Below are 16,434 nucleotides of genomic sequence, written 5' to 3'. Positions count from 1 at the left end.
TGCTAGAAAATGAAACGTATCATTTTATTCTATATCTATCTCTTCCCAGCACTATTATGGGCGCAAAATCGGGTCACCGGGATAGTGTCCGATAGTATCGGAAATCCCTTAGAAAAGGCGTCAATTGTGTTATTGCCCCAGGGGTTACAGCAATCGAGCGCAAAGGATGGTTCCTTTGCTTTCCTCCTGGGCAGTAACTCCCGTATCCAATTCAGTATGATTGGTTATGAACGCAAGGTAATAGAACTGGAACAGGGGCGGGACCAGCATATTAACGTTGTACTATCCGCTAGTCAACAAAAATTGGACGAGGTATTGGTTAATACGGGTTATTACAAGGTGGACAAAAGTCGTGTAGCGGGTTCGTTCAATACCATTGACAATAAACAGCTGCAGTTTAATCCCAATGGTAGCATCATTGAACGACTTGAAGGGATTACCCCAAGCCTCCAGTTCGATCGGAAGTTTAATGTCAATGAAAATGTAGGCGAACCTGCATTACGGCTTCGGGGGCTGAGTTCCATTCAGTCCAGCACTGAGCCATTGATTATCCTCGATAATTTTCCATACAAAGGAAGTATCAATACGATCAATCCTGATGACATTGAAAGTATCACGATATTAAAAGATGCCGCTGCCGCCAGTATATGGGGGGCACGTGCTGGTAACGGAGTGATTGTGTTTACAACAAAAAAAGGACGGGCAGGCGATGCCATAAAAGTAAGCTTCGGTACTCAGCTTGTCCTGTCCGATCGGCCCGACCTTTTTTACAATCCCAATTTTCTGGATTCCAAAAGCATGATGGAGGTCGAAAAAACATTGTTCGACCGTGGTTATTATAAGAAAGCCAATCAGACAATGCTGCCCGATTATGTCTCGCTCTTGTTCAAATTGAAGGAAAATAAGATCGATCAGACCGAATTTGACCAGATTAAAAACCGTATGGAAATGCAGGATATTCGGCAGGAAGCCAGAGAGGAACTGTATCGTCAGGCAGTAACGCAGCGTTACAACTTGATGCTTTCCGGTGGTTCTGCCAAAAACCGTTTTGTGCTTTCGGGTAGCTTCAATAAGGATCTACTGAATGTAATCGGTAATAAAGCACAGCGGTACACACTGCGTGGAGCCAATGAGCTTAAGTTAACATCCCAGCTAACACTGAATACAGAAGTGCAGGTTGCAAGGTTAGACAATGCCAATAATGGTTATAACCTGACGAATCTGAACGGAACAAGAACCTTATCTCCATATACTTTTCTGCGTAATGTGGATGGCACTGCAGCTTCAACCAACTATAAATATCTACGGGAATATGTAGAACAGGCTGAAAGCACAAGCTTGCTCAATTGGGATTTTAAGCCATTGGAAGACCGTGAGCTCTTAAATAAAACGACCCAAAGCAAGAATCTGTTGCTCGCGGCCGGATTAAATTATAGGTTGCTTGACGGATTGTCTCTGGATCTCAAATATCAATACCAGAATATAAGCAACAGCTCGCAGAATTGGTACGATAAGGACAGTTATTATGTACGTAACCTTGTCAACCAATACACGCAGACCGATATGACGCGGATCATCCCATACGGTGGTATATTGGAAGGTGGCACTAACCGTAATATTGTTAATCATAATTTTCGTTTGCAAGGAAATTATCAGAAAAAGTTTGCTACTAATTATGAACTCAGCGCATTGGTTGGAGCGGAGATCAGTGCCAACCTGACGAAAGATCTGCCTGGATTTCGTTTATTTGATTACAACAGGGATATATTGACGAATCAGATTGCTTTCGATTATACTAATCTGTACAAATTGCGACCAAACGGTTCGGCCCGTGTTCCTGTCCCGCCCAATAATATGCAGGATATCACCGAGCGATTCTTGTCCTATTTTGCAAATGCTTCATTAACCATACAAGACCGACATAGTTTCAGCGGCAGCGTACGTTGGGATGCCTCGAATATCTTTGGTGTAAAGACCAATCAAAAAGGTGTGCCGCTATGGTCCTTGGGTGCCAAAGAAAAGCTAATTGCCTTTGACTTCCTTAAAAATAATTGGCTTTCGCAACTGGATGTTAGAACGACCTATGGAGTTAATGGAAATATCAATACTGCATTGAGTGCCTTGCCCTCGGCCTTCTTTAATAATTATGATCTGATGACTGGTTTGCCTTATAGTCAGCTCCGCAGTGCAGGCAACCCGAATCTTCGTTGGGAAAAAATAAAAATCTTAAATCTTGGACTGGACTTTGGCTTTTTGAAACAGCGACTAACTGGTTCGGTAGAGTACTTCCATAAAAAAGGAACAGATCTCATCGGACAGAAATTGTATGACCCGACCACAGGAATTAGTCCCGTAGACGGTACTTATTACATCGATAACTCAGTGAATTACGCAAATATGATTACCAAAGGTCTTGATTTCAATTTAAGTGCTTTGCTATTGCAGGGTAATTTTAAATGGTCAGTCAACACACTATTGAGCTATACAAGTAACAAGGTGACGGATTACATGGCTGCTTCTCGTGTCTCGACCTCGAGCTATGTAACTAGTCCTGTGCCGACAATAGGGAAGTCTCTGGATCAGCTTTATGCATGGAAATTTGGTGGGCTAAGTGCCGAAAACGGAATGATTTTGACGCCGAACGGTGATCAGGATTACCTGAAATATATGAACAATGCGAAGATCGAAGACCTCGAATATGTAGGGCTGAAATTCCCGCCATGGCAAGGCAGTCTGATGCAGAGCTTTAATTATAAGGGCTTCGAACTTAATGCAAACATCGAGTTTAAAATGGGATTTTACCTCAGAAGAGGATCGATTGATTATAGCAAACTTTTTGCGAATGGTATTGGCAATCGTGACTATGAACGACGTTGGCAGAAAATAGGGGATGAGCAGTTTACGACGGTGCCTGCTACGCCCACAAACGTGGATAATAGAAGGGATGCGCTTTATGCAAACTCGATGGTATTGATTGAGAAAGGTGATTTTGTACGGCTTTCGAATATACAAATGGCTTATACCTTCAAATGGAGGAATGTAAAATTTGTTCAAACCCGGGTATTTGCTGTCGTTAATAATTTAGGCATGCTGTATAGAGCGAATAAATCAGGATTGGATCCCGATTTTTATCAGGCTAATTATCCTAAACCAAGAACTTACACAATAGGGGTTCAACTTGATTTTTAAGAGCTAATAAAATGAAAACATTACTATTATTTTTGTGCAGCATGTTTCTGCTGGCATGTAATCCGGATTATCTGGATCTAAAACGGGACAAAAGTCAAACCGTTCCTACAACGCTGGATGACTTCGATGGTTTGCTAGGCAATTCAATGACAATGAACCAGTCTTCAAGTCATACATTAGGAATGATAAGTGGCGATGAGTACGAAGTTCGTGATGCCTCCGTAGGCCTCGTCTCAAGAGATTTCGAAAGGGCTGCTTTTTTATGGCAACAGGATATATTTGGAAACGCAGAAAGCGAAGACTGGAACGGTGCATATCGTAGGATATTGTATTGTAATATTATTTTGGAAGGACTGCAAAAGATCACAAGAAATGAAATAAATAAAGTACGTTATGATCGTATTAAAGGTGAATGCTTGTTTCAACGATCTTTAATGTTTTTTAATTTGGCGATGCAATTTGCTGGATTGCCCACAGATAAGCAACGATCTATTTATGGAATTCCGCTGCGTACAGGGAGTGACCCTGAGCAAAAAAATGCTAGAAATACTGTTCAGGAAACTTATGATAGGATAATAGCAGACCTGTTGGAGGCAGAATCGCTTTTGCCACAGGAAGGACTTTCGATTTATAGAGCTGATAAAGTTGCCGTACAGGCCTTGCTTGCCAGAGTTTATCTCGTTCTTGAAGATTACAATAGTGCTTCTGTCTATTCCATGAAGACGATTCAGGCTGATCATACATTACTAAATTACAATAGCCTTGATCCGAATTTGAATTTTCCATTTCCATCCTATGGATCAGGAAATACGGAAATATTATTTTATGATATGCCAGACTATGCCGAACTGATAAGCGAAACGTATGCAAAAATTCCGGATGTCTTTTATAATTCCTTTGATCAAAATGATCTGAGAAAAGCCCTGTTTTTTAGATCGGAGGATCCGGAGAAAATAACGTTCAGAGGTACATATGGTGGAAATTACGTGGATTTTTCGGGATTATCCCTAGATGAGTCTTACCTTACGCTGGCCGAATGTTTAGTCAGGAAAGGGGAGATAAATCAAGGCATGTCATACCTCAAAAGGCTACTGACAAGTAGGTTTAAGCGAGAGAGTGCTGTGTCCATTCCAGTATTGAACCAGGAGGGGGCATTAAAATTTGTGCTTAATGAACGCAAAAAAGAGCTGCTTTTTAGAGGAGTTAGGTGGATGGATCTTCGGAGATTAAATCGATCGAAAGAAACCGCAATTGTATTACAAAGAAACTATGAAGGAAAGGAATATATCCTTAATCCTAATGATGTACGATATATTTTCCCAATTCCGCAGAGTGTGATGTTAAATTCAGATGTGATACAGATACCTCGTTAAACTTAAAAGGCCCTGCATATTGCAAGGCCTTTTTTGTTTTTCATTAGGGCCTATAGGCTTTCTTTGCTATAGATACACCAGACTGCTGCAATGCTTCCTCGACGGTCATGTCGGTAAGATCATGATCGTTTGGATTATTGAATTGCACAGCACAACGTTGGGGTTTAACTGTCAAAACACAAGGACCACTACCTGTTGTTGGATCTGAAATCTCATCGCCCAATTGATCTTGATTGGGATCTGATGAAGAGTTAGTTGTTACTTCGATCCATGGAGTTGAGCTTTTCTTGCTCAATCCTGCTGAGGTCAATGTCGCCCCAGTTACTCCTGCAACGGCCAAAGCTACTAAGGCCATTACATTAATTTTGAATTTTCTCATATGCATAGCATATCGATGTTTAGTATTTAAAAATTGAATTAGTTTTTCTCTTTTTGATCGGCAAATGAAGCTAGTCAGGGGCGAGAAGCCCGATGTCTTTTGGCAGACGTACCCTTCCGCCGAACCAGCCTAGGGTTCAGCTTCCGCTGTGGCAGATAGTGCTAATTTTTATGAACCTAACTTCGTCATCAATTTTTTTCGATGCGAAATCCTTATCTTTCTATCAATTAACAAGCCTACAGCACATGCAATTGTGATCAGACCATTGACGCAAAGATGTGCTTTCCAGCTGATCGGAAACTCGAGTATACAATCGCAGGGAATACTGCCCCAGGTATCGCGTAGGGCAAGAATCACATAGCCTGAAAAAACAAGCATCAGTATAAGGGTTAACCAGAATCCCAATCTTTTTGTGCCTTCAAAAATAAAGAGGATACCGGTGGCTAATTCCACGGCTGGCAGGATATAGGACAGTATAATCCCATACTGATCGGCAAAAGGCTGCCTGATCATGGATGCCCTGAATTCGGCGTAGGTGAATACCTTTTTCGATCCCACATAAATCCACAGACAGAGCAGAGCGAAAGTCAATACATGCAAGACAAATTCCTGGGGGTGCTTTCTGCTATAAGAAACCGCCCCGGTGAATTTGCGCCCTAACAAGCTACGTGACCTCAGGCCTTGAACTGTATTCGCTGCTGCAACCCCATCATACTTTCTATATTTTCCGTTTTCTTTCATTGCCGTTTTTGTTAATCGCTTACCAAGTTTTATAAAGCTAAATTACTACCTGATCTCACCCTAGTGTTAGGCCAAATTTGATCGATCGATATGCCAAGTTTGATCGGGCTCCTTAGTAGCCTTCATAGTCTGACAGTAAATAGGGGTAGCCTTTTGGAAAATCATCATAAACATGGAGGTAGGCCAATACAAAAGGGCATACCCAGCGCCGGTTGAGTAGGTCGACAATTGACGATAGGTTAAGCGGATCAATGTAGGAGCTGTCATAACGCTCGAGGATTTCGCTGATATCGGATTTGATCTGCTGGCACCGACTATCTTTTTCTTCGTAGTCTAGATCCCCATACAAAATCGCCCAATACATATCTTGCAACTCTACAATGTAGAGTAATTCACCGTGCCAATAATCCAGCTTAAAGCCATGTTTTTTTAGAATTGTGAACAAAAGTTCCAGACAGTGATGTACGTCCATCTCATCGAGATAGGGTGGCGGCATGGCAGTGAAAGCGATATTAGCCCATTCTTTGTCGACCTGATTATTGACATACGCTAACTGGATCATGATACCTTCACATTGCAATTCGTCAAAATAGTAAGCATCAAACTCATGGTCTCGGTAGAGAGCAGAGGTAAAGGTGATTTCAATCAATATGCTGGATAGGATATAGAAGAGCTCTAGATGATCATTACCCAATGGTGGAAAGGTGAGGTAGAGGTATTCATCAAAACTGAGCGCTGATTCGGAGCTGATTTCCTGATCCGTTTCCGATCTCCTACAGTCGATCTCTGTGGACGGATAATCATCCACATGGAGAAATTCATGATATAATACCTGACGGCAGGCCATAAGCTCCTGATGGAAAGAACTTTCTCGCCAACCTCCCGGAGCCAACAAGGTCATCAGTTGTGGTACGGCCTCATAAGCATCCTGAAGAATCGCTTGGGTGATTTTAGTACCTAGTTTTTTGTTGTTGTTAAATTTCATGTTTAAGTTTATCAGTTGTTTTTAGCGTTTGAGATTTTTTTCAATTTCGGCCTTAAACTGTAATGCAGTTTTGCCGGTCAACTTTTTGATAAATCGGTTCAGTTCACTCGGACCGCTAAATCCGGTCTCATCTGCGGTAGCCCCCAGTTTATCATGTTCCACGATGGTTAATTGTACGAAGGCCAGCAAGTGCATATTGCGCTCGTCCTGCATGCTGATACCGTAAAATTGATGGTATCGGCGGCTTAGGCTCGCTGGATCGACAGCCAGAATCTGAGCAATTTCATGGATGCGCGTCTTCGCGCCTTCATGAAAGACGATCACTTCGAGCAGTTCTTTCGCTTTCTGTGGGAGAGGCAGGATCGGATCCTCTACCTCGATGAGCTTAAAGCGGCTGAGATGAACCAGGAAAATTAAGTATCTGAGCAGGATATGCTCGTTGTTTAGCGTATTGGGGTTAAGCTTGCTAAATAGAATGCGCAGATATTTGATGGTTAGCGGACCTACCCTAAAGTCTGCACTTTTAAGTGTTGCCGCAGACTGTTCCTTCTTGGCTTGTATAAGATGTCTGATAAAAGCGAATTGCTGTAGGACAGGTGGTCTGAACATGCCCGCATCGACAATAAAGCCAATCAAAATGTGGTGGCCTACTGGCAGGTGTAGGTTGTAAATGCCTTTAGCGAGGTAAAAATATGCACCTTTTGCTTCTGATAGTTCGAAGGTAAAAGATTGATCCATACGTTTGCCGTAAATATGCCCTGTGCTTAACTGGGGATAGATGAGATGCAGGTCGTTCATCGTCATCTCCACCTGGAGGTCCATTGCCTCGTTGATCCAATACTCGTAATAATAGAGGTAAGCATACCGCCCATCGAAGATCTGCTCGCTAATCTGGTTGTCGGTAGATTGCCAATGCATTTGCTCTGCATTGCGGATGGGGTAACTAATTGTTTGCTGAGGTTGTTTGACTGCGCTAAAACCCTCATTTAAAGAAAATTTGTAAGTTCTTTTCATCTCGGTTATATAAATAGTTAAAAGATGATTTTATGAAGTTTAATTGGAGGGAGCCAAATATAATTGTACATGACTTGTTTTTTAATGCAGTTGACGGAATTAAATTTCAGATGACATATTTTGATCGTGGATGACAGATCTAAGCTGTATTTGAATTGTAAGTGACATTAACCGGTATATGTACAATTTTTTTTGAAAGGATTTATTTGTTCTAACATATTTGCCACCGTCGGATCCGATATGGAGTAGTCAAGTGTTCGACAAAGGGAAGGTACAATCCTTTGAAGGGCCAATTGTAAATCAAAGATAGTATGAAATGAAAATCTTGAAAGATCAGGTATTCAATGGCATAGATCAGGCAATGGAAGCGCAGCCTATTTTACAATGGGATGAGCTGCAATCTTTTATTTCCGGTGAGGTCAAAGATGAGGAAAGTTGTCCCATCTTAACTTTCTAATTCGCGCAGCCAAATACCCTTGAGGGAGGAACGAAAACAGGGATGTTTTCTTCCTCCCTTCAATAAATCGCCTTAAATGATATATTCAGAAGACAACCACAGCTGGAGCTATGCGCTATTTTCGGCACATCTGCACCGCTACATGCCCCGATTGAAATGGGAGCAACACCAATTTATTTACCAACAATGGTGCAATTATCATTTGCCCAAACCCTTGCATTCTAATCTGATTTGGAATACTGACGCTATAGAATCGCTCCCGGAAGCCGAACCGAGCATTTTGGTACTATATCACTTGGGGATGCATGCCTATATCCCCCAAATACTAGCTGAAAATAACATCCAGTTCGATATCTTAATGGATAGAAAAGTATTTGCAAAGCATCAGGAAGAAATGTCAGCACTTCGTGATCTATGTCATGAAAAGGGAACATTACACAGCTTTTTGATGAGCGACGATCCAAGTGTACTATTGAAGGCCAGGACGACGATGCGTGCGGGGAGACACTTGCTGATATTTGCCGATGGAAATAGTGGAACTAAAGATACGCTGGAGAGAAAACTGAAAGTTAGTTTTTTGGAAAGCTCTATCTATGTACGCAAAGGTATTGCTTTACTGAGTTTTTTACTTCAAATGCCGATTGTCCCACTAGCCCATTCCGTCAAAGACGGCCGCTATTACCTTTTTATGGGGGAAGAGATTTTTCGATTGAGCCACGAAAGTAGAGAAGATTATCTATTGCGCAGTATGCAATTGCTGTTTCAATTCTTAGCCAATCAAATCAAGGATGAACCCTGGCGTTGGGAATGCTGGGCATATCTACATGTTCTCAATTGTTATAAAATCAAATCATATATAACGCCTAACTTTAGTTTGAAACTAGCAGAAAATATTCATATTCAACTCGAAGAAAGGAAAGGAATATTTAACAGAAAATATTTTTGTTACCAATTTGAATAAAAATATTTTTTTAACTTAAACTTGTTAAGTAAACTGACGGGTTACCATGCGAAACATACTTCATTTGGCGTATCAGAATATGCTTGTTTTTGCTTTTATGTTGACTTTAGTAGGGTTGGCAAATTTGTTATGGAGTGAAGAAGCTATTCCCTTCATCCAGATTGTAATCGCTGCATCTTTGTATACGGTATACAGTTATGTGATAACTGTACTGTACTTATATATCTGGAAAGAAGCGTATAAACGAAGAATAGTCAGCGTTGTGCTGTATGTCCTTATTTCCCTGACTGTTATCCCCTGCATCCATAGCTTAATTTATACGATACTTCCGAAGGTTAATATACATTTCTCCCGTCATGTGCAATCCGCTAATCTGCCAAAGTTTTATTTTAGGATTATCAGTGGATATCTGGTCGCTAATTTATTGGCGGCAGGAGTTTTCTTTCGTTATAAAGCATCGCTGTTAAAAAAGGAGAGAAATGTGCTGAATAAGGACTTGGAACAATTTAGGGAAAGGGCTTTGGGTATTCAATACACCTCGCATTTCCTGACAACGATATTCCTGACGAGCTTTGGTAAGATGTTGATCGATGAGGAACCATCCGATAAACGTACCAAACGGGATATCATCCAGTTTTTGGCTTATTTGCTGGAAATCGAGAAAAATGGTGAACTCAAACCTTTTGAGGAAGAGCTTGACGAGCTCAATTGTTTCGTTCGACTACTACAGGATTACTATGGAGAAAGAGCGGTTCGCTATGAGCCTACAATAGGAAAGCCTACTTACCCGGCAATACCAACAGGCATATTATTCTTCCCGTTGGAAAACTGTCTAAAACATGCCCTTATATCGGCAGATTATCCAATCGTATTTACGCTCCTTGGCAACGGGGTTGAAATGTCTTTGTGTTGCACAAACCATTGGGCGCCCAAAAGTGATAAAATCAGCACTGAAACTGGCTTTGGATTACTGCGCGCGAAACTGGAACAAGTAGATTATCAGACCACACTGGAGACACAGCAACAAAATGGGATCTTTTCTATACATATTAAACTAAAATTTTTTGAAAACAAATGAATAAGCTAAATTATAGGGTATTGATCGTGGACGATGAACCCAGTTCGTTGGTATATGTGCTGATGTCCTTAAAAGAGCTTCCTTTTATCAATGAGGATATCGAGATTGTGAATAATCCCGTGCAAGCCATTGAATATTTGAAAGAAAGTGAAGTGGATATTTTGATACTTGATATGGACCTTGGCGATGCCGATATCGATGGAATCAAACTGGCTAAATTGATCCCTAATCCGCCATTGATGGTGGCTTGTTCTGCGCATACAGATTATGTCTTTAAAGCCAATGAGGCCGGTATCTATACTTATTTCAGTAAAAAGATTAGTTTTAACGCCTTAAAGGCGAAAATGGAAGATGTAGTCGAGATGGTCGACAAAAGATTGGATATGAAAACGCGTGATGTAAAAACGCTGAGGGTGAAAACCTTGGATAGCAAAATGATTGATATTGAGGTGGAAGAAATTTTTTATGCCACGGTTAACAATCTTCTGGTTGATATTTTTATGAAGGAGGAGAGCCATCGCTATAGAGGAAGCCTTAGAGCATTACAATCCGAGCTTCCGGTCGCTAAGTTTGCGCGTCCACGACGTAATACCTTGGTTAATTTAGCGAAGGTTGATCTAGTACGCACAGATGAATTATACTTGATGAAACCAAGAAATACTTTTCCTATTTTAATGACGAGATCTTATAAAGAGAATTTTAAACACCAATATGAAGTGTATAAACAAAATAATAAGTAAAGGGTAGGCTGCCCTCATTTCATGGTATCGACCAATGAAATATTTTATGTCACAATTGGATGAAATCGTACAATTGTTGCGAGAAATCAATGCAAAACTATCAGCACACCACCTCTCTTTGGAGTCTGGACAAATGACAAAGTGGAACATTGATGAATTGATGACCCGCATGGCCGTGGTGTCAAGATTAGGTATCTCCGAACGAACCTACAACCGCTGGGTAAAATCGGGAGTCCTTAAGCCCATTTACCTGGGTAACAAACATTACTACCGCGAAAAGGATCTACAGGATGCAATCAAGCGGAGTATCGCTAAGGGACTAATTTGAGTCCTAGTGTTTAGTAGGCTGATCTTTTATGAAAAGGTTGGCCTTTTTTTATTCTCTTTTTTCATAGCTGATTTATGGCCAATTCTTTACTTGTTGTGGCGCATTGGTTTGGTATTGCTAGTATACCGACCTGCTATTTTCTTACTGATAGCTTACCTAAACTAGGCTACTTCATTGCTTATCCTTTGGTCTTTCTCTGCATATCCTTTGCTATTCATTTGCCTATTCTCTGGTATTTCTTTGCCATTTCTCTGCCTATTCTTTGGTGATTCTTTGCTGTTTATCTGCTTATACCTTGTCATATTAACAATGCAGCGGCCTTTGAATGGCCTAAAAATAGCCACAAACTAACAAAGAATGACTAATCCAGAAGCGGGCGAGCCTGGACCGAAACCCCTCGAAAAATACAGTATTTCCCAACATATAGCTCGGTTTTATGTCGCCATAAATGGCAATTTCAGACAAATGGCGTCAGATGGCGTCGTTAGACCAAATGCGCTTCTAAACCACTTTACCTTAGTGTCATGATATCGATATCGTGGCTGCCTGCAGCGCCACATGATGGTTAAATATTTTAAAAAAATAATAGTATGGCAAGATTTATAAAAGGAATTCACGGGGCCTACCAGGGTAAGGTCGGCAACATCGTAGGTTCGTCGTGGCGGGGTATAGACTATGTACGGTCACTGCCAAAGAAAAGTTCAAAGGCAGCATCGGAAGACCAGCTGGCACAGCGCATGAAATTTGGGATGACAACCAGTTTTCTCAAATCCATTAAAGATATCCTGATGCTGGGTTTTTCGGACAGCAAACAAAGAAACAAAACGGGCTACAATGTAGCTTTCCAACAATTTATCAATAATGCGTTTCAAGGGGCTTATCCCAATTTTACGGTCGACTATAGTGTCGTGAAAATCGCAAGCGGTGGTTTGGCCGCTCTGGTAGGGTTGCAGACAGTTGAATCTTTTCCGAAGGTATTGTCTTTGACCTGGGATCCGATCGGAAACCGCTTCAATGCGTTTGACGATGATCAGGTCCTTGTGATTTTGTACGACGTAATAGAAAACCTCTTTTTTGCATTTGAAGGTGCAACACGACTTGATGCCGCAATGGATATTACGCTGCCAGACAGCTATACCGGTAAGACAATAGTCGGCTGGACATTTAACATCCATCGGGACGGAGTGATGACATCAAGCAGCCAGTATTTAGGTGAATTTGTGCTCACCTAGCTGTGTGGATTTATGGAGACTGCTCTTTCGGGAGCAGCTCTTTTTTTGAAACGAATTGATTCGATAAGGTAAAATTTAAAATCAAACAAATGAAAATAGTACAACAACAACAACAACAATTGGTCGCGGATATCGAGTATATCTATTGGCCTTTGACAGGGAGATGGGTACTGGGCATTAGTCTGGTCTGTCTTATGGTATTTTTTATTGCTGCAGGCTTTCTGCTGCAAGCGATAGATCCCACGGCAGGGGTATTGGATATTGGTATTCTTTCGGTATTGTTCTTTGCCGTTTTGGCGGCACTATTGATTATCTACTGCTGCTTTTGGCTACAGGAGATCCTCTGGCAGCCTTTTAAGCTCTTTCGTCAGCAATTTAGTGTTCACTTTAATCAATTGACATCATGGCAAAAATGCGTTATTTATTTTTCGGTTTTCTTTCTGTCGCTGTTCTCTTTCTTGGCGGTGCTGGCAATGCTGCTATAGCCGATAAGGAGCAGTCAGGCAGTTATGCTGAGCTCCCAAGTACCAGCCCTGGGCTGGAGCAGGTGGATGACCCATCAGTGAAACGCTACGCCAGTTCGGGTGTACGCGAACGCATTGTCGATATTGCGGTACACGAAATTGGTGTGCAGGAAGCCACAGGCAATAACGATGGCAAGCGGGTAGAGGAATACCTAGCGTATACCGGACTTGGAAAGGGGGATGCCTGGTGTGCCGCTTTTGTCTCCTGGTGTTATGGCCAGACGGGCCTTGCTGTTCCGCGCAATGCCTGGAGTCCGGCACTTTTTCCAATGGCCCGGCGTTATACGGCCCAGCAGATCAGGCAGGGAACTGTGCGCCAGGCAGATCTCTTCGCTATATATAGCCCCAATCTCCAGCGTATCAACCATGTAGGGATTGTGCGAAAAAAGGAGGGAAGCTGGATACTGACCGTGGAGGGGAATAGTGCGGACCAAGTGCTTTCCAAGCGACGCCCTTTGATAACTATTTATGCCTTTTCGAATTGGTTGGACTGCGGGGAGGGGATATGGTAAGGTATATTTACAAGCGGTTGCTTTTTTTTATTGTCTTCTTGTTTTTCTGTTCCTGTAAGCTTTATCGAAACAGGGGAAAGGAAGATCAGCGAGAAGAGCGAATTCAATCACATTACAAGCGGCAAGTGGATGTTGTGTACAAGGAACTAAAAGACAGTCAATCGCGGTATTGGCATTTTTGGACGAATAGCAGTTTCCGCTTTCACCCAGATAGTGGTCTGATTGGACAAAACGGTCAACTGGCGATGCTGGAATCTAAAGTAAATACACGCGCGAAAAATGAGCTTTCCACAAGCAGCAGCGATAGCTACATGCAAACGAAATATGTACTCAGCACAGATAAACGTAGCGCATGGGCGGTCCCTAAGCTTTGGCTCATCGGATTTGTTTTGGTAGCAGTTGCTATTACCTGGAAATTTCGAAATTTTTTTAAAACATTCTTGCGCTGACAGTGGTTTTTTGGATACCTTAAATAAGTTAGATGATTGTATTTATATAGGCTAGGTATGGTTTCCTAGCCTATTTTTTATTCGATATTTTTGTGATTTACTCATCAATGCAAAAATTTAGATACCGCAAAGAATTTTAATATTTTCATGGGCTTCGCGCTGCTGGCTGAGTTGAATCTGGATGAGGTTTTTGGCCCCAATGGATAGCTTGTTTTCCTCTGCTAGCGCTTTCTCATAAACTTCACTGAAAACCGCTTCTCCCCGCTCACATTGCTCCAATAAATGCTGCATATTGCCACCCGATAATTTTGATTTGATCACCATCCACAGCCGGAAAAGTTCGCCGCTCAGTTTCGTCCGGTCGGTGGCGTCTTGACCGGCAAACTCAACCAGCGGACTGAGTTCGGCAATGAATTTTTCGGACTGCGCAGCGAGCTTTTTGAAGACAGCTTCCCGGGCACCTTCGCCTTGCTCATTGGCCAGATCGACCGCCAGCTTGTATCCTTCGATGCGGTCATTATTGATTTTTATAAGCTCATTTAAAATATTAGGGTTGTTCCGATTACTTTTCATTTTTTCGTGATACTATTTTTAATCTTTATGCTGTTTTTAAAAGGAACAAGGTAGATTAATCATTAGTTTGTCTTTATTTCTTTTATAGTAATTATTGTGGTTTATAAAATGAATAGCTGAAATAGAAGATTCGAAAGAATATTTTAACATTTGATAACATTTTTTTTTAAACGATTTCAGCTGCAGGATGTTCTATTTATAAAAAAACGAAAGGAAATATTATGAGCGAATTAACATGGAAAGGTCGTTGGAACGAAATTAAAGGTAAGGTAAAACAACAATATGCAGATCTTACAGATGATGATTTACTATATGCAGAGGGAAAAGAAGATGAGTTGGTCGGTAAACTTCAAAAGAAAACAGGAAAAACACAAGATGAGGTGAATAGCTGGTTGAACGGTTTGTAGAATAGTGTTTTTAGGTTAAAGGCGGATAGCAGCAATGTTATCCGCCTTTTTTATGCTGTTTTATTATATCCTGGCAAAACTCGATAAGCGTAAATTCAACGAAATCGGAGTTTACCATAGCAACCAGGTAAGAATCGCTAGAAAACCACCCCGGATCAGTAATTCCTGAGTAAGCTCCTCGCGGTCAAGTTTATACCAGCTATATTTTTCATAATACCTCCTGATGGTTTGCCTGTTCTTTTCGTTGACGATTTTATATGTTGCTTTCATAACCGATTTGTATTGATTTTCTACAAATCCTGCAATTTTAATGCAGTTTATATGACGTTAAAGGGATTTCAGTAGTTATTTTGTGAGATAGGTTATAAAATACTGGCGGTTTGGGTATTTTAACGAGTCAATTCAGGAAATACGGCCCGATAAAACAGCTATAAATAGACATCAGGTATAGATAAGTGCTGTTATCTATACCTGATGTAATAGTTATACCTGATTGTCCTATAGTTCACTGTTATTGTCAAGCGTACCCGGCTCATGTCCGGTACCTTGCTCATATCGGGCAGCCACTCTACGGGTGCGCTGCCTCTGATCTGTAGGAAGACTTTCCGTCTTTTTCCCGCCGCTGTAGAACGTATCTTCACTAAAGTGATAATGATCATAGAACTCAGTCGGGTGATAGTTGATGTCGCTCACGACAAAACCGACGTCGCCGGTACCTTCAAACACATGACGGACGGATAGCTCAGTTTGCGGATCAACTTCATCTGGTCGGTAAGCAGGTAAGCGGATTAACTGATCTTCACTGACAGCTATGACCACAACTTCGCCATCATCGGCGGGATTATACAGATAATCCGTTGCGGGTTCCTCTGTTGGGATTTCGTCTACCGTTAGGATTACGCTATGATCGATCGGTTCGACAGGCGGAGTGGCGTAAGCTTCCTCATTGCTGGCCTGAATCTGTGTGCCATCGTAAAGCGAAGCTAGTCCAATGGGGGCCAATACCTTTTTATCTTCGTCAATAACAAATTCGGCGTCATGGAGATCGATTATAATGTAACGGACCTGTTGGCTTTCAGGGTCAAAGAGCAGATCATCTACCTTGCCGAGCAGTTGACCGGCCTCATTCTTTACTTTCCAGCCCCGGATATCAGGTTCGCCGTCGACAATTTCGTAATCGCTTCCACCGAGTTCAATTAAATGATTATATTTTTTTTCTTCTAATGCCATGTGTTCAATTTTTTTGGTGATCAATTCTTATATGCAACGGAGGTCTAAAGGGTATCTCTTTGCGGCGCTGTTGTGTTAATGCTTGTATCGGGAGTGGATTTATCTAACCTAGCGTCACTGTTGTAACGGTTTATAAAATACAGGACCAAGCCCAGCGCGATAAGTGAAAGCAGCAGCCATAGCCACCAGGGGGCTCCGTTTCTCGGTTTTACTTCTAAATGTGCCATATATACTTTTTTAAAAAGAACAACCGCTACTTGGC

Annotated in this window: 21 protein-coding genes; 14 read left to right on the top strand and 7 right to left on the bottom strand. The window is 41.6% G+C overall.

Features of this window, described 5'->3' with window-relative positions; all coding sequences use genetic code 11:
- Positions 1-9: 9 nt before the first annotated feature.
- Positions 10-3,189, top strand: a complete 3,180-nt coding sequence (locus GVK91_RS08905; RefSeq protein WP_159727998.1) for a SusC/RagA family TonB-linked outer membrane protein — start codon at positions 10-12, stop codon at positions 3,187-3,189.
- Positions 3,190-3,200: 11 nt separating this feature from the next.
- Positions 3,201-4,562: a RagB/SusD family nutrient uptake outer membrane protein gene (locus GVK91_RS08900; RefSeq protein WP_159727996.1), complete on the top strand. Its 1,362-nt coding sequence runs from the start codon at positions 3,201-3,203 to the stop codon at positions 4,560-4,562.
- A 43-nt stretch (positions 4,563-4,605) separates the two neighbouring features.
- On the opposite strand, the gene GVK91_RS08895 is transcribed toward GVK91_RS08900, so the two are convergent.
- The 4 genes from GVK91_RS08895 to GVK91_RS08880 form a co-directional block, all read right to left on the bottom strand.
- Positions 4,606-4,941, bottom strand: a complete 336-nt coding sequence (locus GVK91_RS08895; RefSeq protein WP_159727994.1) for a hypothetical protein — start codon at positions 4,939-4,941, stop codon at positions 4,606-4,608.
- 168 nt (positions 4,942-5,109) lie between these two features.
- Positions 5,110-5,682, bottom strand: a complete 573-nt coding sequence (locus GVK91_RS08890; RefSeq protein ID WP_159727992.1) for a MauE/DoxX family redox-associated membrane protein — start codon at positions 5,680-5,682, stop codon at positions 5,110-5,112.
- Between the two features lie 112 nt (positions 5,683-5,794).
- Complete coding sequence (locus GVK91_RS08885) at positions 5,795-6,667, bottom strand: hypothetical protein (protein WP_159727990.1); 873 nt, start codon at positions 6,665-6,667, stop codon at positions 5,795-5,797.
- A gap of 21 nt (positions 6,668-6,688) precedes the next feature.
- Positions 6,689-7,681 (bottom strand): AraC family transcriptional regulator, encoded by a 993-nt coding sequence (locus tag GVK91_RS08880; RefSeq protein ID WP_159727988.1) that lies wholly within the window; start codon positions 7,679-7,681, stop codon positions 6,689-6,691.
- 316 nt (positions 7,682-7,997) lie between these two features.
- Between GVK91_RS08880 and GVK91_RS08875 the strand changes: the two genes are divergently transcribed.
- From GVK91_RS08875 to GVK91_RS08825, 11 genes are all read left to right on the top strand, one after another.
- The gene (locus GVK91_RS08875) at positions 7,998-8,138 is read left to right on the top strand and encodes a hypothetical protein (protein ID WP_153847820.1); all 141 of its coding nucleotides are present in this window, start codon (positions 7,998-8,000) and stop codon (positions 8,136-8,138) included.
- Positions 8,139-8,214: 76 nt separating this feature from the next.
- The gene (locus GVK91_RS08870) at positions 8,215-9,099 is read left to right on the top strand and encodes a hypothetical protein (protein ID WP_159727986.1); all 885 of its coding nucleotides are present in this window, start codon (positions 8,215-8,217) and stop codon (positions 9,097-9,099) included.
- A 46-nt stretch (positions 9,100-9,145) separates the two neighbouring features.
- Positions 9,146-10,177, top strand: coding sequence for a hypothetical protein (locus tag GVK91_RS08865; RefSeq protein ID WP_159727984.1), 1,032 nt, complete (start codon positions 9,146-9,148; stop codon positions 10,175-10,177).
- Positions 10,174-10,917: a LytTR family DNA-binding domain-containing protein gene (locus GVK91_RS08860; protein ID WP_159727982.1), complete on the top strand. Its 744-nt coding sequence runs from the start codon at positions 10,174-10,176 to the stop codon at positions 10,915-10,917. The genes GVK91_RS08865 and GVK91_RS08860 overlap by 4 nt, the downstream gene beginning before the upstream one ends.
- Before the next feature lie 34 nt (positions 10,918-10,951).
- Entirely contained in the window at positions 10,952-11,245 is a 294-nt protein-coding gene (locus GVK91_RS08855) for a helix-turn-helix domain-containing protein (protein ID WP_159727980.1), read from the top strand.
- A 74-nt stretch (positions 11,246-11,319) separates the two neighbouring features.
- Positions 11,320-11,514, top strand: a complete 195-nt coding sequence (locus GVK91_RS08850; protein ID WP_159727977.1) for a hypothetical protein — start codon at positions 11,320-11,322, stop codon at positions 11,512-11,514.
- A gap of 88 nt (positions 11,515-11,602) precedes the next feature.
- On the top strand, positions 11,603-11,773 hold the full coding sequence (locus tag GVK91_RS08845; protein WP_159727975.1) for a hypothetical protein: 171 nt from the start codon (positions 11,603-11,605) through the stop codon (positions 11,771-11,773).
- A 62-nt stretch (positions 11,774-11,835) separates the two neighbouring features.
- Positions 11,836-12,477 carry a DUF6266 family protein gene (locus tag GVK91_RS08840; protein ID WP_159727973.1) on the top strand — a complete coding sequence of 214 codons (642 nt, stop codon included), beginning with the start codon at positions 11,836-11,838 and terminating at the stop codon, positions 12,475-12,477.
- Between the two features lie 89 nt (positions 12,478-12,566).
- The gene (locus GVK91_RS08835; RefSeq protein ID WP_159727971.1) at positions 12,567-12,962 is read left to right on the top strand and encodes a hypothetical protein; all 396 of its coding nucleotides are present in this window, start codon (positions 12,567-12,569) and stop codon (positions 12,960-12,962) included.
- Entirely contained in the window at positions 12,881-13,513 is a 633-nt protein-coding gene (locus GVK91_RS08830; RefSeq protein ID WP_159727969.1) for a CHAP domain-containing protein, read from the top strand. The genes GVK91_RS08835 and GVK91_RS08830 overlap by 82 nt, the downstream gene beginning before the upstream one ends.
- A complete protein-coding gene (locus tag GVK91_RS08825) occupies positions 13,507-13,962 on the top strand; it encodes a hypothetical protein (RefSeq protein ID WP_159727967.1) in 456 nt (151 codons plus the stop codon). The genes GVK91_RS08830 and GVK91_RS08825 overlap by 7 nt, the downstream gene beginning before the upstream one ends.
- 117 nt (positions 13,963-14,079) lie before the next feature.
- Here the strand turns inward: GVK91_RS08825 and GVK91_RS08820 are convergent, their stop codons facing one another.
- Positions 14,080-14,535 (bottom strand): PA2169 family four-helix-bundle protein, encoded by a 456-nt coding sequence (locus tag GVK91_RS08820; protein WP_153847829.1) that lies wholly within the window; start codon positions 14,533-14,535, stop codon positions 14,080-14,082.
- 221 nt (positions 14,536-14,756) lie between these two features.
- Here GVK91_RS08820 and GVK91_RS08815 point away from each other — a divergent pair, with 221 nt between their 5' ends.
- On the top strand, positions 14,757-14,942 hold the full coding sequence (locus GVK91_RS08815; RefSeq protein WP_046675215.1) for a CsbD family protein: 186 nt from the start codon (positions 14,757-14,759) through the stop codon (positions 14,940-14,942).
- A gap of 111 nt (positions 14,943-15,053) precedes the next feature.
- Here the strand turns inward: GVK91_RS08815 and GVK91_RS08810 are convergent, their stop codons facing one another.
- Together GVK91_RS08810 and GVK91_RS08805 are read right to left on the bottom strand one after the other, a co-directional pair.
- Entirely contained in the window at positions 15,054-15,212 is a 159-nt protein-coding gene (locus GVK91_RS08810) for a hypothetical protein (protein WP_153847830.1), read from the bottom strand.
- Between the two features lie 228 nt (positions 15,213-15,440).
- The gene (locus tag GVK91_RS08805; RefSeq protein ID WP_159727965.1) at positions 15,441-16,172 is read right to left on the bottom strand and encodes a PRC-barrel domain-containing protein; all 732 of its coding nucleotides are present in this window, start codon (positions 16,170-16,172) and stop codon (positions 15,441-15,443) included.
- Between the last annotated feature and the right edge of the window lie 262 nt (positions 16,173-16,434).

This window comes from Sphingobacterium sp. 18053 (genome assembly GCF_902706145.1).
Taxonomy (GTDB): Bacteria; Bacteroidota; Bacteroidia; order Sphingobacteriales; family Sphingobacteriaceae; genus Sphingobacterium; species Sphingobacterium paramultivorum.
The sequence above is the reverse complement of the archived record's forward strand: the minus strand, read 5'-3'. Positions and strand labels throughout refer to the sequence as shown.